Genomic DNA, 19,656 nt, shown 5'->3' with positions numbered 1-19,656 from the left:
TAAGTATTTTTCGGTGTGTGAGGAGCGGGGTAGTAGTAATGGGCTCAGCTGCCAGGTTCAGCTTGCGGGCAAACCTAGCCGCCTAGTTGGTCCTGGCAGCCTTCGCTGTGAATCAGGATGTTGGCGTCGGAAAGCGTGTAATAGGCACCCAAGGACTTGCACAACAAGCCCAGCTTTTCAAACAAAGGCTCGTCGTAGAAGGTGATGCTGACGGTGCAGCTGGCCAGCCTGGCCTTGTCGTACACGATGTTGACCCCGTAGGCTTTTTCCAGCGCCTCTAGCACCTCGGCTACGGGGCGCGCCTCAAACTCTAAGGGCTGGGGAGCCAGCAATACCGGCCGATCCACCAGCTCCTTTTTCAGGCGCCGCTGGGCTGCCGAGTACACTACCTGCTGGTTGGGCAGCAGCAGTACTCCCAGGGCAGCGGGGTTTGTGGGCGAGGCATCTAGCTGCGCGCCCTCCCGGGTCTGGACGGCCACCTTGCCTTCCCGCACTGCCACCGACGCATCTTGGCTGGCCGCGTAGGCTTTCACGCGGAAGCTAGTGCCAAGCACGGTGGTAACCACTTGTTTGGTGAACACCAGAAAGGGCCGCCTGGGGTTTTTGCTGACCTGGAAAAAGGCCTCGCCCTCCAGGTGTACTTCCCGTCGGGGGCCTGCCAGGGCCGTGCGGTAGCGCAGGCTACTGCCTGGGTGCAAGCTGATGCGGCTGCTGTCAGGCAGTCGGAAGTACTGGATTTGTTGGGTCGGGTTAGTTCGCAGCAGCCACCCATTAGCGGAAGTAACTTGGTCGAACTGGGCGGGTGACTGCAAACGCTGGGTAGCCAGCATCAGCAGGCCCAGGCTGACGGCCAGTAGGGCCAGCGCCGCGGCCCAGCGCAACGGCGTCGATTGCCACATCGTTACCACCCGGGGCTCCGGTTTGGCCGGGCGACGATTTTGCATCAGTCGCGCCCAGATGGCCTGTTCTACCTCTTCCTGGTTTTGGGCGTGCAGGGCTGGTCCGTCCGCTTGTTCGAGCCGGTCGTACCAGTGCTCAACCAACGCCTGTTCCTGGGGCGTACACCGGCCATTGAGGTAGCGTTGCAGAAGCTTGTGAAATTCGGATTCCGTCACGGGTCGAAGGGTTTGGCGGGGTACTGACTAAGAAGTCAGCTAAGTCGCCGATTACCCTCAACCTAACCCCAATTTATTTTTCACCCAACTAGCATAATCTATGTGTTTATACAAGTAAACTGTTTATTGCCAATAGGTTAGTTTACATAAAAAACCAAAAGGGCCACAGCAGCAAAAGAAAGTTGCGCAGGTAGCGCCGCATGAGCTTGAGCGACTTGCGCAGGTGGTACTCTACCGTTTTCTCCGACAAATTCACGCGCACCGAGATTTCGGGGATAGTGTACTGCTCCAGCCGGCTCAGGCGAAAGACCTCCTGGGCTTTTTCGGACAAGTGCTGCATGCCCGCGGTCAGCGCCTCGTTCAGGTCATTAAGTGCCACGGCGGCTTCCGTGCCCGTGTCGGCTTCGTTCAGATGGAGGCGGCAGAACAGCTCGTAGCTCGTCCGGACCTTCTCGGATTTGATGTAGTTGATGATGCGGTAGCGAAGGGCCGAAAATAAATAAGAGCCTAATTGCTCAATCTGAGCGGTAGTGCGCTTGCTCCACAGGTTTTCGAACAAATCCTGCACCAGCTCCTCGGCCACCTCCCTGTTCTTCAGCTTCCCGTACGCAACGTTGAAAAGCGGATAGCTGTAGCGTTTATATAGCTCGGCAAAGGCTGTTTCATCCCCGGCCTGCATTGCCGCAAGCAGAACAGCATCCGTTTGGGAAGCATAAGATGGTACAGCAGCAGACTTCACCCAACTTAAAATTTAAGCAACACTATCAACTAATAACGAATATACAATTGAATGTCAGATAAGTCTACTACCAGGCCTCGGCGCTTGCTTATCTGGTGCTTGAGTGCACTGGGCAACCAGGCGTAGGGGGTAAGGAGGCCGTCGAATTATCTGCACCGTTAATTATTATAGGCATTACTTAGTGGCCAAGTCTCGAAACATGGATGGGTTTTACCGTTGCCGGGCGTAACGCCTGGCTTGGTAGGCTACCCGAGTTACGAGCGTATCCCGACTCTATTTTGCTGGCTATGCATCCTCTGCGCACGTATCTACTTCGCTTTGTGCCCGACCTTACGGAGGCCGACTGGTATCCGCTGAATCAGGCCCTGCGCCCGCTCCACCTGCGCCGCGGGGAACACCTGCTGCAGGCCGGCGACTCCCTGCCCGTGTTGGCCTTGCTGCTCCACGGGACCTGTCGCCTCTACTACCCTCGTCCCGATGGGGAAGAACGTACTACGTACTTCTTCTTCGAAAACCACCTGCTCGGCGACTATGCCGGCTGTCTGACGGGGCAACCAAGTCAGCTCAGCATTCAGGCCCTGGTCGATACGGAATTAGTCGTTTTCGACTACGCCGTGTTGCGGCAGCTCTACCAGGAGCGGCCGGTATATGAGCGTTTCGGGCGCCTGCTGGCCGAATACCACCTGCTGGGCACCGATGCCCGCCTCGTCGAGCAGTTGCTGCTTTCCCCGGAAGAGCGCTACCGGGCGCTGCTGGCCAGCGGCAAAACCAAGATTCTCGAACGCATTCCCCAGCATCTGGTGGCTAATTACCTGGGAATTACGCCCGTTTCGCTCAGCCGCATTCGGGGACGGGTGACGCGGGGAGACTGAGCAGGCGCAGCGCTTTTCTTAGCTTATGTTATCGTCCGCCAGCGGGAAAGAGGCCGAATTTTGCAGCGTTACTTTTCACCTCTTTTCAGCTACTACCCATGAAATTGCTGCTCAAAATCGAAGAACTCGCTCAAGTGTTGCTGGCCCTGTTCGTCTTCACGTACCTGCCCTACGCGTGGTGGGTGCTGCCCGCTACTTTCCTGCTACCCGACCTGAGCATGCTCGGCTATGTGGCCGGGCCGCGCGTGGGGGCAGTGTGCTACAACCTGGCCCACCACAAAGCCCTGGCCCTGGCCGTGGGCGTGACCGGCTGGGTGCTGGGCCTGCCGCTGCTCGTGCTGGCCGGCACGGTGCTGCTGGGCCACAGCGCCTTTGACCGGCTGCTGGGCTACGGCCTCAAGCACACCACCGGCTTTCACGATACCCACCTCGGACAGGTGGGAGCCAAACAAGTAGGCGTGCCCCTCACTAACTAAACTCTTTCTTACCGGCTAATAACCGTTTGCCGCATCTAAACCGACTGTCGCGTTTATTGAGCTTGACTTGCAAGAAGTTATAATAGTTACAGTTGCACTATAACCGCTATGTCATTGGGTGTTACTGGTCAATAAGGTAAACCTGGGCATTCAGTATGCCCACCTATAAAGAACGAACCCATAGGGGGCAGGGGAGGCCAGCCCGGTAATTGATTAGGGGCAGTTGCTAGGTAACGTGGGCTTGGTCCCGCTCACCCGACGCCATCTGCTCGGGCTAGCTTAGTGCCGGAGCGGGAACAACAGAACAGAGCAAAATTTATCGGGTACTTTTTCTGAAGCGGGCCAACGGCAGGAGTACACGCTGCCTGGCTGGTTTACGCATTTGTTACGCCCTGATGAACCTTGTATGATTACTGCAAACGGGGCCTGCTAACACGTGCCGGGGCGTTTACATTTGGTGCAAACAATGCGCCGTGGCTACTGAGAATTTACTTGAGTTGTTCGAGCGAATCCGCAACAACGACTACCAGGCTTTCGAGCAGGTGTTCGAGTCGCAGTGGCGGGAACTGTACCGCTACGCCTACAAAGTGCTGCGCCACGCAGCCGATGCGGAAGACCTGACCCAGGAGCTTTTTTGTGACCTGTGGGCCAACCGGACGCAGCTGCGCGTGCACTCCAACGCGCCCGGCTACCTGGTAGGAGCGTTGCGCAAGAAAATTCTGACCCGGTTCCGGGATGCTACTATCCGCAGCCGCCACCTGCAGGCCGTGGGGGCCGCTCAGCCGCACAGCACCGAAACAACTTTTGCCCGCCTGGTGGGCCACGACACGCTGGCGGCCATTCAGGCCCGGGCCCAGGGACTGCCACCCAAGGAAAAGGAAGTGTTTTTGCTGGGCATGCTAGGCGACTTCTCGGTCAAGGAAATAGCCGAGAAGTTTGCCACCTCGGAGCAGACTGTCCGCAACCAGCTCAACAGCGCCCTGCACAAGATGTCGCCCTTTCTGACCAAGCTGCTGAGCTGAGTGCAGACGGGGCAGCGGCCTATGTTACCTCTTCGTTAAATCCAAGCGGGGGAATGGTTGGAAAGGAGTGGGTCTGCAACTGGTAGAAGTGGATGGCGGCCCGGGTAGGCCATAACGGCCGCCTCCATCTTTCAGTCTTTTATCGGGTCAGAACGCCACAGGCTGCTGGTAGCCGGCAGTGTGCCACAGCCGGCCGGCGTTGTCCGAACTCATCTTTCTTTCCGCTTGGGTTTGCTTGGGGCTTAAGCCCTGGTAGGCCTGTATCCTCGTATGATTCAAAAACTATTGCTCTCTGCCCTGTTGCTGGGCAATGCTTCGGCTGCAGTTGCCCAGGGTACCCAAAGCCTAAGTTGCTGGTCGGCATCATGGTCGACCAGATGCGCGCCGACTACCTGCCCCGCTTCTACGACCAGCTCGGCAACGACGGCTTCAAGCGCCTGCTGCGCGAGGGATTTCAGTGCCGCAACACCCATTACAACTACGTGCCCACCGTGACTGGTCCGGGGCACAGCTCGGTGTATACCGGCACCACGCCCCGTTACCACGGCGTAGTCGGCAACTCCTGGTACGACCGGCGCCTGCGCCGCGACGTGTATTGCACCGACGACTCCACGGTGCAGCTTGTGGGCACCCCGAAGGGCATGGGCGTATCGGCCCGCAACCAGGTGAGCACCACCCTGGGCGACGAAATGAAGATGGTGTCCAACGGGCGCAGCAAAGTCATAGCCTTGTCGCTCAAGGACCGGGCCTCGGCCCTGCCCGCGGGCCACATGGCCGACGGGGCCTTCTGGTTCGACATGAACACCGGCGACTTCATTTCCAGCACCTACTACATGCCCGCGCTGCCCAAGTGGGTGGCCGACTTCAACGCCCAGAAAAAGGCCGACTACTACCGGCAGCAAACCTGGACGCCCCTGCGCGGCCCGAGGCCTACCTCAACAGCGTAGCCGATTCTAACAGCTTCGAGCGGATATTCAAGGGCAAAACGGCCGCCACGTTTCCCTATGACCTGAGTAAGATAGCCCCGCTCAATCCGCCCGCCTACGAGGCCGTTAACATTTCGCCCTTCGGTAACAACCTGCTCACCGACCTGGCCCTCACGGCGCTGGCCAACACGGACTTGGGCCGCGACGACGTGCCCGATTTGCTGGCCATCAGCTACTCCAGCCCCGACCCGGTGGGCCACACGTTCGGGCCGCTGTCGAAAGAGGAAAACGACCTGTACCTGCGCCTGGACCTGGAAATTGCCCGTCTGCTGCAGGCTCTCGACAAAACCGTGGGCAAGGGCAACTACACTATTTTCCTGACCGCCGACCACGGAGCCAGCGAAGTACCCAAATACCTGGCCCAGCACCAGGCCCCGGCTGGCGCCCAGAACCACGCCACGCTCAACAAAGGCGCCGCCGACTTCCTGACCCAGCAGCTCGGGCCCGGGCAGTGGCTGGAGACGGAACGCAACAACATGTACTACCTCAACCGGCCCCTCATTGCCAGCCGCAAGCTAGAGTTGACCCGGGTGCAGAACCTGCTGGCCGACTACCTGCGCGAGCAGCCCGGCATTGCCCAGGTGAATACCACCGCCCAGCTCTTGACCAGCAGCACGGGGGCTTTCCTGGAAACCAAGCTGCAAAACGGGCTCTACTACCAGCGCTTCGGCGACGTGCGCTTCGAGCTTTCCCCGGGCTGGACCTGGGAGCTGGGCGTGGGCGCCACCCACGGCTCGGGCTACCTCTACGACAGCCACGTGCCCCTGCTCTGGTTTGGGGCCGGCATCACGCCCGGCGTCAGCTACGAGTACCACAGCATCACCGACATTGCCCCACGGCCGCCATGCTGGTGGAAAGCAAGCTGCCCAGCGCCTGCACCGGGCAGCCCATTGTGGAAGTGCTGAGTACAACTACTCCGAAGAAGCGCCGCAAGTAGCCGCGGCCATTCAATATTACGCTTTCGTTATATCAGGCTGATTGGATAGTTACTCCGCTCAGCTTGTGCAACTTGGTTATGAAGCCCCGCAAGTTCCGCCGCCACCGCCTGCCCACCCGCCTGTTGTACTCCCTGCGAAGCCGCGCCCGCCGGCAGCAGCAGCGGGAGCAGTGGCTGGACGCGCTGGCTGCTGCCCCGGAAGATGACGAGCTCCTAAACGAGGAGCTAACTGCCGAGCGGCAGGCCCGGATGCTGCGCCACATCCGTACCCGCACCCAGGCCCCGGCGCGGGTGCAGCCGCTGTGGCCGGTGCTGAAACTGGCCGCCGTGCTGGTACCCTTGCTGCTGGCTGCCGCGGCCTTCTGGCTCCGTAAGCCGGGCCCTCAACTGCTGCGCTACGCCACTGGGGTAGGGGAGCAGCGGGAAATTGTACTGCCCGACCGCAGCCGTGTGTGGCTGCGGCCCCGCTCGGAGTTGACCTGCGCGGCTACGTTCGGAAAGGTGCGAACCGTGCAGCTGCGCGGGGAGGCCTTTTTCGACGTGACCAAGGACCCCAAGCATCCATTTGTGGTGCGCACCAGCACGGTGGCGGTGAAAGTGCTGGGCACGTCCTTCCTGGTGAAGGCCTACCCGCAGCTGCCCGCCGCTACCGTGCTGGTGCGCACCGGGCGGGTGCAGGTGGCCCACCAAAACCGCCTCCTGGCCGTGCTGCGGCCCCAGGATCAACTTATATATAACGCTAGTACGCATCAGCTTACGCTTTCCCAGAATGAGGCTCCGGTGGACTTAGCTACCCGCCGGCTGCTGGCCTTTGAGCAGGCGTCATTACCCGAAATTTTCTTTCTGCTCGAGACCTACTACCCCGTGCAGTTCGAGTTGCCCGCTACGGCCCCAGCGGTGGCCCTGACCGGTACGCTCGACCCCGCACTTTCCGCCGACCAGATTACCGACGTGCTCAATACCCTGCTGCAACGCCACCACCTGCGCATCAGCAAGCGCACCGCCACTACTTACCAGGTAGAATAACCCCAAGCCCAGCTGCTTTTCCTTTTTCTCCAACCCCTTACTGCGGGCCGGGCCGGCCCCGCCTTGCCCAAACCTTACCACCGTATGACGCACCTGAACTACTTACGTTACGGCCAGAAGCACAGCCGCAAGCTGCTGCTGACCAGCGCCCTGCTGCTGGCCGAAATCAGCCTGCCCCAGCTCAGCCTGGCCCAGAAAGCCAATGCCGAGGTAGCCTATTTTGCCGTGCAAACCGGCTCGCTGGCCACGGCCCTGCAGCGCTTGCAGCGCGAAGCCGGCGTAAACATCGTGTATGAGTCCACCGACCTGAAGGAAACGAAGGTGGAAGCCTCCGAATTCCGCGGCGCCAAGGTGAGCGAGATTCTGCGCCAGCTGCTGCAAGGCCAGGCGTTGCGCTTCGAGGAGAAGCAGGGCGTCATTATCCTGCAACCGGCGGCCTCCACTCCGGCTCCCGCCAAACCCGCCCGCCGCGCCGCCCAGGAAGTGAAGGGCAAGGTAACCGAAGCCAACGGCACCGGCATTCCCGGTGTGACGGTGATGGTGAAAGGAACCTCGGTGGGCACGGTGACCAACTCGGCCGGCGAATTTCTGCTCACGGTGCCCGACGGGGCCGAAACGCTGGTGTTTTCCTTCGTAGGCTACGTGGCCCAGGAAATACCCCTGCAAGGTCGTGCTGTGCTCGACGTGACCCTGCAGCAGGATTTGAAGCTGCTCAACGACGTGGTGGTAATCGGCTACGGCTCGGCCAAGAAGGGCGAAGTCACCAGCTCAATTACCAACGTGGACCCGCGCGAATTCAACCGCGGCGTGGTGGCTACCCCCGACCAGATTCTGCAGGGCAAAGTGGCCGGCCTGAACATCACCCGCAGCGGTGACCCGAACGCCACGGCCTCGGTGGTGCTGCGCGGGGCTTCGTCGTTGCGCACGGGCCAGGCCCAGGAGCCGTTTTACGTTATTGACGGCGTGCCCGCGGCCAGCATCAACCTGGTAGCGCCCGACGACATCGTGAGCATCGATGTGCTCAAGGACGCTTCGGCCACGGCTATTTATGGGGCCCGAGCCGCCAACGGGGTGATTATCATTACGACCCGCCGGCAGAAGCCTAACGCGGCCGTGAGTTACAGCGGCTACGTGGGCGTGGAACAGGTATCCAACACGATTGACATGCTCAGCGGGGACGAGCTGCGGCGCTACCTGGAAGTAAACGGCAAGAGCTTGAGCCCGGCCGACAACGACGAGGGCACCAACACCGACTGGCAAAAGGAAGTGATGCGCACCGGCATCAGCCACAACCACACCATCAGCTACGGCGGGGGCTCGGAGAAGTCGGCCTTCAACGCCAGCGTCAACTACTTCAAGCGCGAGGGCGTGATGAACACCTCCGACAGTGAGCGGCTCATCGGCAAAATCAACCTCGACCAGAAAACCCTCAAGGACAAGCTCCAGCTGCGCTTTACCCTGACCAACTCCCTGCTCAAGCAGCATTTGATTTCGGATTTGGTGTACCGCAACATGTTCACGCATTTGCCCACCACCAACATCCAAAACCCGGACGGAAGCTACAAGGAAAACCTGACCCGGACCCAGTACTACAACCCAGTGGCCTTGCTGGAACAGAACCAGGAAGAGCGCAAAATCAACACCCTGCTGGGCAATGCCAGCGCCCAGCTCACCATTCTGCCCAACCTGACCAACACGCTCAGCCTTTCGATGCAAAACGAGACGGTGAAGGGCGGGGCCTACCAGGGCCGGGAGTCGCCGGTGCCGAACAGCAACAACGTGACCGGCCTGGCGGCCAAGGGCCTGGCCCGGCGCTACAGCGTGGACAACACCCGCAAAATCCTGGAGAACTTCCTGACCTACAACCCGCTCAACAACGAAACCCACGACCTGAAAGTGCTGGTGGGCTACTCCTGGCAGGAAGACAAAAACGGGGACGGTTTCCAGACCGATACCCGCGGTTTCGTCTCGGACCAACTGGGCTACAACAACCTGGGCCTGGGCAACCCCGGCGGCGTGACACCGAACTATGACGCGGCCATTGCCGGCTACAGCCTGGGCATCAGCACGCTGCGCCTGATTTCGGGCTATGCCCGTCTGAACTACGGCCTGCTGGACCGCTACTTCCTGCAGGTGTCGGTGCGGCGCGACGGGTCCTCGGCCTTCGGCTTGAACAACCGCTGGGGCACCTTCCCGGCCGCTTCGTTGGCCTGGAACCTGGCTGGGGAAAACTTCCTCTCGGGCCTGACCAAGCTCAATGAGCTCAAGCTGCGCGTGGGCTACGGCATCACCGGCAACTCTCTGGGCTTCGACCCGCTGATTGCCACCCAGCGCTACAGCAGCGTGGGTACCTTCTACTACAACGGCGCCTTCATCAAGGCCATCGGTCCGACCCAGAACCCCAACCCAGACCTGAAATGGGAAGCCACCGGCATGCTGAACGTGGGCCTGGACTTCGGCCTGCTGGATAACCGCCTGAGCGGCACGGTGGAGTACTACGACAAGCGCACCTCCGACCTGATCTGGAACTACCCGGTTTCGACTACGCAGTACTTCGTGAACACGCTCTACACCAACGTGGGCGAAATCAGCAACAAGGGCCTGGAGCTGACCTTGAACGCCACGCCGGTGCAAACCAAGAGCTTCCAGTGGAGCCTGACCGGCACCTTGGCCCACAACGTGAACAAGGTGGAGAAGCTGGCCAACGAGCAGTTCCGCCTCGACCAGGTGTACACGGCTTACCCCGGCGGTTCGGGCCAGAGCGGCATTTCGACCCAGGTGGTGAAAACGGGTTACCCCATCGGCCAGTTTTTCTTGCCCGAATACGCCGGACGCGACGAAAACGGCCTCTCGCTCTTCTACAAGGCCGACGGCACCACGACTGGCTCGCCCGCCCTGGCCGACTACCGCTACCAGGGCAACGCCCAGCCCAAGCTGCTCTACGGTTTGAGCAACACGGTGAGCTGGAAAAGCCTGGACCTCAACTTCTTTCTGCGCGGGGTGCAGGGCAACAAGATTCTGAATGCCACGCTGGCCAACCTCAACATCCCGGCCCAGTCGACGGCCAACAACCTGCCGGCCTTTTCCCTGGACGAGCCCTACGCCGACAACCGCGCCAACTACTACTCCAACCGCTACCTCGAAGACGGCTCCTACCTGCGCCTCGACAACGTGACGCTGGGCTACAATCTGCCCATCAAGAACGAGTACGTGAAGCGGGCCCGCCTCTACGCCACCGGCCAGAACCTGGTGACCATCACCAAGTACCGCGGCATCGACCCGGAAATGAACCTGGGCGGCCTCACGCCCGGCCTCGACAACAACAACTTCTACCCCAAAACCCGCTCCTACGTGCTGGGCGTGAACCTGGACTTTTAACGAGGGCAGAACAAAATAAAGAACGTCATGCTGAGCCTGTCGAAGCATCTCTACCGCTTCGTTGCAACGGCTTTTGATTAGCACTGCACGCGAGATGTCTCCCGCTGGTCGACATGACCAACTACCAGATTTCAACGAACAACTCATGCCTACCAACCATACTTCCCGCTTCCTGACCCTGGCCACGGCCCTGACCGCGCTGCTCACTGCCGCCGGCTGCACCGACTTGGACGCGCCCATCGAATCGGAATACACGCCCAGTAACTTCCTTTCCACGCCTGAGCAGTTTATTGCCGCCTCCGGGCCGGTCTACAGCCAGATGCGCGGGGAAGTGGCCAAAGCCTACTGGAACCTGCAGGAACTCAGCACCGACGAGGCCGTGATTGTGGCCCGCAACGGCAACTACTACGACGGGGCACGCTACCAGCAGCTGAGTTTGCACACCTGGAACCCGCAGAACGAGTTTGTGCGCGTGGCCTGGGAGTGGGGCTTCAGCGGCATCAGCACCTGCAACCGCACCCTGGCTTTGTTCCAGAACACGCCCGACGGGGCCTTCAAAACCCAGTTTACGGCCGAGCTGCGCACCATGCGGGCCCTGTACTACTACCTGATGATGGACCTCTACGGCAACATTCCGCTGGTGCCCGAGTTCGGCTCCACCGAGCAGCCCGCCAATGCCAGCCGCCAGCAGGTATTCGACTACATCGAGCGGGAGCTGAAAGAGGCCCTGCCCAACCTATCAGCCGAAGTATCGGCCCAGACCTACGGGCGGCCCACCCAGAGCACGGCCCAGGCGTTGCTGGCTAAGCTGTATCTGAACGCCGAGGTCTACACCGGGCAGAAGAAGTACTCGGAGGCCATTGCGGCCTGCAATGCCATTATCAAAGGCAAAAAGCACAGCCTGGCGGCCAACTACATGGACGTGTTTGCAGTGGAAAACGGCCCCCAGGTCAGTGAAATCATCTTCGCCGTGCCCTTCGACGCCAACCTGGCCCAGGGCAACATGATGTCGCGCTTTGCCCTGCACCAGCAGATGAAGGACAAGTTCAACCTGCTCTTCACGCCCAGCAACGCCAGCCTGACCTGGCCCGAGTTTTTTGCCCTCTACAAGGAGCCCAATGACACCCGCAACCAGCAGTGGCTTTCGGGCAAGCAGTACCTGGGCGACGGCCGCACGCCCGTGCTCATTGCCACCACCAAGAAGGGCCTCGACTCGCGCTACACCGGCGCCGACGGCAACGACAAAATCAACTACCACCTGGAGTTGAGTGACAAGCTCACCTTCCGCGACCCGGCCAAGTTCGACGTGGGCAACGACGAGCTGGGCAAGGCCCAGGGCACGCGCAACATCAAGTACTACCCCGACAAGTCGTCCACCTCCCGCGACCAGGGCAACGACCTGGTGCTGCTGCGCTACGCCGATGTGCTGCTGATGAAGGCCGAAGCCCTGCTGCGCGGCGGCCAGGACCCCGACGGAGCCACGCCCAAAGACCTCGTGAACCAGCTCCGGACCCGCGCCCAGGTACCGGCCTTAGCTACCGTCGATTTGAACTCCCTCTTCGAGGAGCGCAGCCGCGAAATGGCCTGGGAAGGCTGGCGCCGCAATGACCTGATCCGCTTCGGCAAGTGGGAGTCGGTGTGGGGCAGGGCATGAAAACCAACGCCGACACCTACCGGCGCATTTTCCCCATTCCCACGACTGAGCTCACGCTCAACGCCCAGCTCAAGCAGAACACCGGCTACTAAGCCCGTTTCGCCTATTCTTTTCCAACCCTTCCCCAACCAAAACCTAACATGAAAACACTCTTTACCAAGGCGGCCCTGCTCGCCACGGGCCTCACGCTCTCGGCCCTGACCGGCTGCGACAAAACGGCCGAACAACTGGATGTAGCGCCCAAAGCCGCGGCACAGTCGGCCGATGCTACGGCAGCTTTCAAGGCCAGCCTGGCCCTGCGCTGGGCCCCGGTGCACTACCAGGACACCGACGTAACCGGGGACCACGGCCTGAGCGGCAAGGGCGACTATATTACGGCCATCAACTTCGACGGCGACTGGTCGGGCACCAACAACTGGAACAACCTGGCCTCGCGCGCGGCCACGGCCCACGGCTACTACTCGGTGGTCGAAACCGGCACCCACTGGTTTATCACCTACGCCTTCTTCCACCCCCGCGACTGGACCGATAACGTGCTGCTCTACAACATCGACGAGCACGAAAACGACCTGGAGGGCCTGCTGGCCGTGGTCCGGAAGGACGGCAGCACCTACGGCAACCTGCAGGGTATCGTCACAGTAGCCCACTCCGATTTCTACTCCTTCGTGCCCGCCGGCAGCCCGCTGCAGGCCAATCAGGAAGACGTGGACGGGAGCCTGACCATGGAGCAGTTCAACGGCGGCCTGCACCCCGTTACGGCCCAGGAAGCCAAGGGCACGGCCTCAAAGCCTTTCCGTACTACAAGCTCAACGGCGACGGTATCAAGTACTTCCCCTCGGCTACGGTGGCCGAAGCCCCGGCCAATGCCGACGACCGGGACGTGCAGTATAAGCTGGTGGACATCTTTGAGCCCAACGGCCTCTGGGACCAGCGCTTCAATACGGCCCTGTTTACCAGCCCCGACGGCGGCTTCGTGAAAAGCAAGGGCAACGGCGGGGCCAACGCCCCCTGGGCCTGGGACGACGGCAACGACGTGCCCGGCCGCGGTGAGCTGGCCACCGATCCGGCCAAGCTGGTGAACAGCTACTTCAAGAACCTGGGCTCGTTCGACCTGAACTACCTGGACAACAAGTACAAGGGTATTTCCCGCTAATCCTGTTGTGTATACCATAAAGAGGCTGCAACCAGGCGTTGCAGCCTCCTTGCTATTTCGGAAAATCGGCCGGTAGAACCAGGCCGCGGAAGCCAGCTGTGGTGCCTGCCCGGTGCAGCGAAGAATGGTGCGGGCTGCTCTGGCCAGGGCCAATGGTAACAAAGACTTTACCCAGCGGTGCAAAAATATCTGTGACCTTTGCGGGCGAATACGGGACTGGGCGGAAGGTGAGCCGCCGGCCCGTTTCGGCAAACAACCCCGGTGCTGCAACGCTGGGTTTTGCATTTGCCGCCTGTACGCAGCGCTGCGAAGCTTCTAAGACGATACTCCCTGCGTGCCAGAAAGGCCCAGGCCGTCATCGACAAGGCAATTAGCAGTAGGAAAGTTACCACGACCCGGTTTCTTTGTCCGGCTTTATCCTTCCTACGCTTTCCTCCCAACTCCGTATGCGCCCTGCCGACACTCGCCACCGTGGCCCACACCCGGCCGATACCCGCTTGTTTGCGCCCGCCTGGGTACCGGTGCTGCGTAGTGCCGTTCAGGACCTGTCCTGGCTGCTAACGCGTGGGTATCCGCCGGCCGCAACCCTAAAGCTGGTCGGTGACCGCTACGGGCTAACCGAGCGCCAGCGCTGGGCCGTGGGCCGCGCCGCCTGCACCGACGAGCAACACACCCGGCGCGCAGCCACGCAACTGCCGGCTGCTGATCTGGCCGGCCGCCCCGTCGCCATCGACGGCTTCAACCTGCTTATCACGCTCGAAGCTGCCCTCAGTGGTGGCGTGGTGCTGCGGGGCCGGGATGGGGCCCTGCGTGACTTGTCGAGCGTGCATGGCACCTACCGGGCCGTGCAGGAAACCGACCGGGCCATCCGGCTCGTGGCCGCCGCGCTGCTTCCGCTCCGGCCGGGTCCGGTGCGGTGGCTGCTCGATCAGCCCGTTTCTAACAGCGGCCGGCTCGCTGCCCGTCTGCACGAGCTGGGGCCCACGCTGGGCTTACCCTGGACGGCCGAGGTCGTGTGGAACCCGACCGCGAACTGGCCGAAACGACGGACCTCGTCGTGACTGCCGACTCCGCCGTGCTCGACCGCGCCGGGGCCTGGCTCAACCTGACGGCTCTGGTGTTTCAGGCGGAGCCGCCGCGCTGGCTGCTCGACTTGAGTGCAAGCAACCCGGAGGAACATGCGGGGTAGCTCCGGGAAAAACTTGACCCTGACCAGTAGATAGTGTTGGGCTAACGTTCTTTTTGCTACTCTTGCCCCATCACGAATCAGTCGCCTTTAGCCGGTCTTCGCTTTATGTATACCCCTGCTGCTTTCGCCGAGCCTCGCGTTGAGGCAATGCATGACCTCATGCGCCGGTACTCCCTGGCCAGCGTCGTGGCGATGACCGGGAGCGGCTTGGTAGCCAACCATATTCCGCTGCTCATCCAGTCAGATTCCACGCCGTATGGTACGCTCCAGGGGCATATTGCCCGGGCCAACCCCTTGTGGCGCAGCTTTCAGCCGGAAGTAGACGCCTTGGCCATCTTTCAAGGGCCTGATGCCTACATCACTCCGGAGTGGTACGCTACCAAGCAGGAAACGGGCAAGGTGGTGCCGACCTGGAACTATGCCGTGGTGCACGCCCATGGAACCTTGCGCATTATCGACGACGCTGCCTGGGTGCGCCACCAGATTGAGCAGCTCACCGCGGCCCATGAGGCGGCCAGTGCCACTCCCTGGGAGCTGACTGATGCGCCGGCCGGCTTTATTGAGAGCCTGCTGCCGGCAGTTGTCGGCATTGAAATCACGATTACCCGCCTGGAAGGCAAATGGAAAGCCAGCCAGAATCAGCCCGAATGCAACCGCGCCGGAGTGGTGGCGGGTTTAACCGCCCGGCAGTGCCCCACGACCCTGGCATGGCCAGCTTAGTAGCCGGGCATAATGTTCTGCCATGTAAGTCGATTTCATAACCGGCCGGAAGGATACAAGTCTAGTCCACGCGCATATCCTCACAGGAAGTAACCCGCTTTTTAGGAGTATGAACAGAAGAAACTGGTCTTTCCTGCTTAGTTCTTATTTTTGCCCAACTCAACCTCACTGCTTCTGATGCATCCGTTATTCGACTCTCCGGTTCTGCGCATTGACTATCACCAGGTGCATGATTGGCTGTACGTGACGTGGAAGAATGAGCAGAATGAGCAGAGCGTAATGGAAGGCTGCCGGCAGATTCTGTCTTTTCAGGAGCAGCAGCACTGTGGAAAGCTGCTCATGGATAGCTCGCAGGTGAGCAGCATGTGGGAGCACGCCGCCGAGTGGGGCGCTCAGGTTTGGTTTCCGGCGTTGCAGCAAACCGGGCTGCGCTACGTGGCCTGGGTGTACTCGGCCAGCTTTTATAGCCGCATGTCGTTTGATCTAGCTATCAAAGATGTAAAGCAGCCCATTGTGCTAACATTTGACGATACAGCCAGCGCGGAGCACTGGCTAGCCCATGTGTAGCCTCTTTTAGAAGTAGCCGCGTACCGGTTGGCAGCAGGTGCCCATCAATGCTATAGTCCTAGCTTATCCACTAAGCTTAGAGGTAGCATCCCGGCAGCACTGCGCAAACTCCGCTCAATAATGGCGGGGTGTTACACCTTGTGGGTGACGTGTTGGGACGGTCCGCTGGCTTTAAGAAACTTGCTTTCATATAGGACTTCTTTCTTCAACTAACAGCGTTTATTCAGTCAATAGGTTGCTATTTATTTTAGTTATTTTGTACTAATATTATTAGTCGTTCGTATACTTGTGGACACGCCTACTGTCTGCCACCCATGCGCAACGTCGAATTAATCCCGGTTCACGATTCCCAAACCCCTTTCTGCTCCCCCTTTTTAGCTGCTCAGTAGCGGCTGGTTATCCTTCCCCGGCCTCTGACCATCAGGAAGATCTGTTTGACCTGAACCGCCTGCTGCTGCGCCACCCGGACGCGACTTACCTGGTGCGGGTAAGCGGGGAAAGCATGAAAGATGCCGAGATACACGAAGGCGACCTGCTGGCCGTAGACAAGCAAATGGAAGCCGACCACAACCACATTGTTGTGGCCGTGGTGGACGGCGAGTGCACGGTCAAGCGCCTGGTGTGCGAGCATGGTACCTGGTGGCTCAAACCCGAGAATCCCGACTACAAACCCTGGGAAATTCACGATGCCGGCGCCGTCAAGATCTGGGGCGTAGTCACGCACGTGCTCCATGAGCTGGTTCCCGGCAAACTGGCAGCCCTGCTGCGCACCCGCGACTAGCCATGTTTGCCCTAGTCGACTGCAACAACTTTTACGTCAGCTGCGAGCGGGTTTTTCAGCCCCGGCTTGAAGGCCAGCCCGTTGTGGTGCTTTCCAACAACGACGGATGCCTGATATCCCGTAGTGCCGAAGCCAAGGCCCTGGGTTTGCAGATGGGTGACCCGTATTTCAAGGTCAAACCCCTGCTGGAAGAGCACAAAGTAGCCGTATTTTCCAGTAACTACGCCCTCTACGGGGATATGTCGCGCCGGGTAATGTGGTACTTGAGCCAGGTGGCACCGGCAGTAGAAGTCTACTCCATTGATGAGGCTTTTCTGGACCTGCACGGCATGGAGCGCTTCGTGGTCAGCAGTCTGGATACTTTTGCCCGGCAGGTGCGCACCAATGTGCTGGCCCGCACCGGTATTCCTACCTGCGTGGGCATTGCCCCGACCAAAACGCTGGCTAAGCTGGCCAACCGGCTGGCGAAGAAAAACCCGGAACTGGGCGGAGTGTGCTACCTCGACACGGCCGTGCGCCGCCAGTGGGCCCTGGAGCAGGTGGCGGTGGAAGACGTCTGGGGCATCGGCCGGCAGTACGCCCAAAAACTCGCTGCTGCTGGTATCACGACTGCGGCGCAGCTGGCGGCTTGTTCCGAGGCGTATGCCCGCAAGCACCTGGGCGGGGTGGTAGGAGCCCGGCTGGTGCGCGAGCTGCAGGGCTTTTCGTGCCAGGGCCTGGCCCCAGTGAGGACGGCACCCTGTCGCGGCGCAGCTTGTGTTGCTCCCGCACCTTCGGCCGCCCACTGACCGAGTTTCCCGACGTTGCGGGCGCCGTCAGCGCCTTTGCCTCCAGGGCGGCCGAGAAGCTGCGCCGCCAAGGCGACGCGACCCACCTCATCACCGTGTTTTTGAGCAAGAGCCGCTTTGGACTGGAGGCCCCGCCTTACTCATCCTCGGCCGTGCTGACGCTCCCCGTAGCTACCAACGACACCCTGGAACTGGTGCGGTTTGCGCGGGCGGCGCTTAAGCGTCTATGGCTGCCGGGCAACCGCTACACCAAGGCGGGGGTGATACTCGATGGGCTGGAGCCGGCAAGTCAAACCCAGCTCACGCTCTTTGAACCCGGCCCGGTTTCGGCGCAGCGGACCCGGCTGATGGCCGAGCTTGATGCCCTGAACCACCGCTTTGGCAAAGGCACCGTGAAACTCGCTGCCCTGGTGCTGCCTCCAGGACAGCCGCATGTGCCCTGGAAGGGGCAGGCGCAGTGGCGCACCCCGCAGTATACCACTCGTTTGGAAGATTTGCTTCTGGTGGGCTAAAGGGATACCCTGCGCCTAAGCAGTCCACCGGCCGCTTGCCGTAAGCCCGCAGCTAATGGAGCGGCTGCCAATAAGCTTCCAATAAGGAGGACCGGGCCCGTACCAGGCTTGCAGCATCACCTTCCTCAGGAATAATAGGAGTAAGCTCAATTCGAGTTCTAGTGGTGCTTAGCAATAGATTTATAAGGTGCTACCCGCAGGCATAACTGTCTGCAGTGAATCATTTTTACCTAGCCTTGGTGTCAGAGGGCTACTATTATCAAGTTTTTGTTGTGTGCAAGAGGTTGTATTTCGATGATTTGTCAGGGGTGAAGTCAAAAGCGCGCGTTTTTTTATTGCCTGCGTGGGAGTAAGACCACGGTTAGGTCTCTTGTAACTGAAACGTTTCATCTGAAGGGACGCAGCAAGCTTGAGCTTCTCTACTATTACTCACCGGGTCACCCAGCGGTTGGCCCATCCTTTTCTCCTTCCTGACATTTTTAAAAGCTAGCCTCTCTGAGTCCATCCAGCCCGCCCAGCTTATCACGACAACTATGCCCTAGGGCTGTGAGGAAATGGGGACTTGCTTACTCGGTACACCACCACATTTTTTCCATGAAAAACGCATCTTACTACTTCGCTATTGGCTTTACCGGTTTGCTGACCAGCTTCGGCTTATTCAGCACGTATGCCCAGTCCGTTGCCGCCATCGACAAGCCCGCATGGATAGTACCGCGTTTTAGCGGCTAGGCTGGTAGTCAGCGCCGACGCGCAGCCCAAGCTGAACTGGCTCAGCCGGAATGAGAAAGACTCTGGTGCGAAGAACCACGCAGAAACCGGTGTCCAAAATCAGAGGTTTTGAACACGGCTTCTGCGTGGTCATGTACGCACCGGGCCTTACGGCGACGCCTGACTACGTGTTTACGAATGCTTGAAGTGGTATTTCAGCCAGATCACGTCATTATCCAGTTGCTGTACTTCACTGAGAAACAGTCGCGTCGCGGGGCCTTTGGTCAGGTATTCACTGACTTCAAAGGTGGTCGGCGACTTGGGTGTGCCGTCGGCAATAGGCAGGAGCAGCAGGCTTAGCTCATCAATCAGCCCTGCATTCAGCAACGAGCCGTTCAGGTGGCCGCCACCTTCCAGCATGAGCGTTTCAATAGGGAACAGCTCGGCAAGCTGCTGCAGCACCAACGTAAAATCGACCTCGGTCTTCCCGGCAAACAGGTAGGAAATGTGTTTCTGCTGCAGGTAGTATAGGTAGTCGTTGCTTACCTGCTCGGTCAGTACTTCAACAATATGGTCGCCGTGCGTTGTATTACTTTCCCAGCCCAGCTTGCCGTGGGCATCCACGGCAATGGCAAAAGCGGTGGCGTTTGGGTCGCCGATAAACGGCTCCCGGGCTATGGGGTGTGGGGCAGGCCGCAGCTCCGGCTGCACGCCACCCGAGAAGTCGCGTTCCATCGTAATACGTCCGCACATCCAGGCCTGGCTGGTAAACGTGACGTGGTACTTCTCAAAATACCCGGCGAAGGTCTTGGTTAGCTCCTCGTCCTGCCAGTTGGCTGAGAGGATTTTGCCGTCCACGGAGGACATCATGTGGCAGATAACATAGGGTCGTTTCATACCCTACGTATACGGCTACGGTGGGCCCGCGGTAGAAATCCAGCTGCAGGAGGCGGCTGCCCCGCAGCCGTCAAGGCTCAGAACTCAGGTGGTTTTTATTCCAAAGCGGGCCCCGGAACGCACTTGTTGAGCAATA

The 19,656-nt window shown here is 60.1% G+C and carries 22 protein-coding genes; 19 read left to right on the top strand and 3 right to left on the bottom strand.

Features of this window, described 5'->3' with window-relative positions:
- Positions 1-74: 74 nt before the first annotated feature.
- Both MUN79_RS23635 and MUN79_RS23630 read right to left on the bottom strand, forming a co-directional pair.
- Positions 75-1,115 (bottom strand): FecR family protein, encoded by a 1,041-nt coding sequence (locus MUN79_RS23635; protein ID WP_244674983.1) that lies wholly within the window; start codon positions 1,113-1,115, stop codon positions 75-77.
- A 142-nt stretch (positions 1,116-1,257) separates the two neighbouring features.
- A complete protein-coding gene (locus MUN79_RS23630) occupies positions 1,258-1,854 on the bottom strand; it encodes an RNA polymerase sigma factor (RefSeq protein WP_262922936.1) in 597 nt (198 codons plus the stop codon).
- Positions 1,855-2,141: 287 nt separating this feature from the next.
- On the opposite strand from MUN79_RS23630, the gene MUN79_RS23625 reads away from it, so the two are divergent.
- The 19 genes from MUN79_RS23625 to MUN79_RS30370 all read left to right on the top strand — a co-directional run bounded on the left by MUN79_RS23625 (position 2,142) and on the right by MUN79_RS30370 (position 18,644).
- Positions 2,142-2,726, top strand: a complete 585-nt coding sequence (locus MUN79_RS23625; protein ID WP_244674981.1) for a Crp/Fnr family transcriptional regulator — start codon at positions 2,142-2,144, stop codon at positions 2,724-2,726.
- Positions 2,727-2,824: 98 nt separating this feature from the next.
- Entirely contained in the window at positions 2,825-3,202 is a 378-nt protein-coding gene (locus tag MUN79_RS23620; protein WP_244674980.1) for a DUF4260 domain-containing protein, read from the top strand.
- Positions 3,203-3,675: 473 nt separating this feature from the next.
- The gene (locus tag MUN79_RS23615) at positions 3,676-4,224 is read left to right on the top strand and encodes an RNA polymerase sigma factor (RefSeq protein WP_244674979.1); all 549 of its coding nucleotides are present in this window, start codon (positions 3,676-3,678) and stop codon (positions 4,222-4,224) included.
- 350 nt (positions 4,225-4,574) lie between these two features.
- The gene (locus MUN79_RS23610; protein ID WP_244674978.1) at positions 4,575-5,171 is read left to right on the top strand and encodes an alkaline phosphatase family protein; all 597 of its coding nucleotides are present in this window, start codon (positions 4,575-4,577) and stop codon (positions 5,169-5,171) included.
- Positions 5,075-6,115 (top strand): alkaline phosphatase family protein, encoded by a 1,041-nt coding sequence (locus MUN79_RS23605; protein ID WP_244674977.1) that lies wholly within the window; start codon positions 5,075-5,077, stop codon positions 6,113-6,115. The genes MUN79_RS23610 and MUN79_RS23605 overlap by 97 nt, the downstream gene beginning before the upstream one ends.
- Before the next feature lie 110 nt (positions 6,116-6,225).
- Positions 6,226-7,173 carry a FecR family protein gene (locus tag MUN79_RS23600; RefSeq protein ID WP_244674976.1) on the top strand — a complete coding sequence of 316 codons (948 nt, stop codon included), beginning with the start codon at positions 6,226-6,228 and terminating at the stop codon, positions 7,171-7,173.
- An 84-nt stretch (positions 7,174-7,257) separates the two neighbouring features.
- Entirely contained in the window at positions 7,258-10,551 is a 3,294-nt protein-coding gene (locus tag MUN79_RS23595; protein WP_244674975.1) for a SusC/RagA family TonB-linked outer membrane protein, read from the top strand.
- A 145-nt stretch (positions 10,552-10,696) separates the two neighbouring features.
- Positions 10,697-12,205 (top strand): RagB/SusD family nutrient uptake outer membrane protein, encoded by a 1,509-nt coding sequence (locus tag MUN79_RS23590; RefSeq protein WP_244674974.1) that lies wholly within the window; start codon positions 10,697-10,699, stop codon positions 12,203-12,205.
- Positions 12,202-12,297: a RagB/SusD family nutrient uptake outer membrane protein gene (locus MUN79_RS23585; RefSeq protein ID WP_244674973.1), complete on the top strand. Its 96-nt coding sequence runs from the start codon at positions 12,202-12,204 to the stop codon at positions 12,295-12,297. The genes MUN79_RS23590 and MUN79_RS23585 overlap by 4 nt, the downstream gene beginning before the upstream one ends.
- Positions 12,298-12,345: 48 nt before the next feature.
- Positions 12,346-13,182, top strand: coding sequence for a hypothetical protein (locus MUN79_RS23580; RefSeq protein WP_244674972.1), 837 nt, complete (start codon positions 12,346-12,348; stop codon positions 13,180-13,182).
- On the top strand, positions 13,101-13,358 hold the full coding sequence (locus tag MUN79_RS23575; protein WP_244674971.1) for a hypothetical protein: 258 nt from the start codon (positions 13,101-13,103) through the stop codon (positions 13,356-13,358). Before MUN79_RS23580 ends, MUN79_RS23575 begins: the two co-directional genes overlap by 82 nt.
- Positions 13,359-13,804: 446 nt before the next feature.
- Positions 13,805-14,419, top strand: a complete 615-nt coding sequence (locus MUN79_RS23570; RefSeq protein ID WP_244674970.1) for a DUF434 domain-containing protein — start codon at positions 13,805-13,807, stop codon at positions 14,417-14,419.
- Positions 14,416-14,547, top strand: coding sequence for a hypothetical protein (locus MUN79_RS30375; RefSeq protein WP_262922935.1), 132 nt, complete (start codon positions 14,416-14,418; stop codon positions 14,545-14,547). Before MUN79_RS23570 ends, MUN79_RS30375 begins: the two co-directional genes overlap by 4 nt.
- A gap of 105 nt (positions 14,548-14,652) precedes the next feature.
- Positions 14,653-15,267: an FMN-binding negative transcriptional regulator gene (locus MUN79_RS23565; RefSeq protein WP_262922934.1), complete on the top strand. Its 615-nt coding sequence runs from the start codon at positions 14,653-14,655 to the stop codon at positions 15,265-15,267.
- 177 nt (positions 15,268-15,444) lie between these two features.
- On the top strand, positions 15,445-15,834 hold the full coding sequence (locus MUN79_RS23560) for a hypothetical protein (protein WP_244674968.1): 390 nt from the start codon (positions 15,445-15,447) through the stop codon (positions 15,832-15,834).
- Positions 15,835-16,120: 286 nt separating this feature from the next.
- Positions 16,121-16,615, top strand: coding sequence for a LexA family protein (locus tag MUN79_RS23555; RefSeq protein ID WP_244674967.1), 495 nt, complete (start codon positions 16,121-16,123; stop codon positions 16,613-16,615).
- Positions 16,616-16,617: 2 nt separating this feature from the next.
- Positions 16,618-17,403: a Y-family DNA polymerase gene (locus MUN79_RS23550; protein WP_244674966.1), complete on the top strand. Its 786-nt coding sequence runs from the start codon at positions 16,618-16,620 to the stop codon at positions 17,401-17,403.
- Positions 17,370-17,915, top strand: coding sequence for a DinB/UmuC family translesion DNA polymerase (locus MUN79_RS23545; RefSeq protein WP_244674965.1), 546 nt, complete (start codon positions 17,370-17,372; stop codon positions 17,913-17,915). Before MUN79_RS23550 ends, MUN79_RS23545 begins: the two co-directional genes overlap by 34 nt.
- A gap of 594 nt (positions 17,916-18,509) precedes the next feature.
- On the top strand, positions 18,510-18,644 hold the full coding sequence (locus MUN79_RS30370) for a hypothetical protein (protein ID WP_262922933.1): 135 nt from the start codon (positions 18,510-18,512) through the stop codon (positions 18,642-18,644).
- 171 nt (positions 18,645-18,815) lie between these two features.
- Here MUN79_RS30370 and MUN79_RS23540 read toward each other — a convergent pair whose 3' ends face one another.
- Positions 18,816-19,520, bottom strand: coding sequence for a RibD family protein (locus MUN79_RS23540; protein ID WP_244674964.1), 705 nt, complete (start codon positions 19,518-19,520; stop codon positions 18,816-18,818).
- Positions 19,521-19,656 lie beyond the last annotated feature (136 nt).

Origin of the sequence: Hymenobacter cellulosilyticus (genome assembly GCF_022919215.1) — a bacterium.
Taxonomy (GTDB): Bacteria; Bacteroidota; Bacteroidia; order Cytophagales; family Hymenobacteraceae; genus Hymenobacter; species Hymenobacter cellulosilyticus.
The sequence above is the reverse complement of the archived record's forward strand: the minus strand, read 5'-3'. Positions and strand labels throughout refer to the sequence as shown.

What these genes read in the sequence shown, in the direction of transcription:
- MUN79_RS23570 (WP_244674970.1), top strand. Translation starts at nt 13,805, where the DNA reads ATGCGCCCTGCCGACACTCGCCACCGTGGCCCACACCCGGCCGATACC.
- MUN79_RS23550 (WP_244674966.1), top strand. Translation starts at nt 16,618, where the DNA reads ATGTTTGCCCTAGTCGACTGCAACAACTTTTACGTCAGCTGCGAGCGG.
- MUN79_RS23585 (WP_244674973.1), top strand. Translation starts at nt 12,202, where the DNA reads ATGAAAACCAACGCCGACACCTACCGGCGCATTTTCCCCATTCCCACG.
- MUN79_RS23560 (WP_244674968.1), top strand. Translation starts at nt 15,445, where the DNA reads ATGCATCCGTTATTCGACTCTCCGGTTCTGCGCATTGACTATCACCAG.
- MUN79_RS23600 (WP_244674976.1), top strand. Translation starts at nt 6,226, where the DNA reads ATGAAGCCCCGCAAGTTCCGCCGCCACCGCCTGCCCACCCGCCTGTTG.
- MUN79_RS23595 (WP_244674975.1), top strand. Translation starts at nt 7,258, where the DNA reads ATGACGCACCTGAACTACTTACGTTACGGCCAGAAGCACAGCCGCAAG.
- MUN79_RS23590 (WP_244674974.1), top strand. Translation starts at nt 10,697, where the DNA reads ATGCCTACCAACCATACTTCCCGCTTCCTGACCCTGGCCACGGCCCTG.
- MUN79_RS23540 (WP_244674964.1), bottom strand. Translation starts at nt 19,520, where the DNA reads ATGAAACGACCCTATGTTATCTGCCACATGATGTCCTCCGTGGACGGC.
- MUN79_RS23620 (WP_244674980.1), top strand. Translation starts at nt 2,825, where the DNA reads ATGAAATTGCTGCTCAAAATCGAAGAACTCGCTCAAGTGTTGCTGGCC.
- MUN79_RS23625 (WP_244674981.1), top strand. Translation starts at nt 2,142, where the DNA reads ATGCATCCTCTGCGCACGTATCTACTTCGCTTTGTGCCCGACCTTACG.
- MUN79_RS23580 (WP_244674972.1), top strand. Translation starts at nt 12,346, where the DNA reads ATGAAAACACTCTTTACCAAGGCGGCCCTGCTCGCCACGGGCCTCACG.
- MUN79_RS23565 (WP_262922934.1), top strand. Translation starts at nt 14,653, where the DNA reads ATGTATACCCCTGCTGCTTTCGCCGAGCCTCGCGTTGAGGCAATGCAT.
- MUN79_RS30370 (WP_262922933.1), top strand. Translation starts at nt 18,510, where the DNA reads ATGAAAAACGCATCTTACTACTTCGCTATTGGCTTTACCGGTTTGCTG.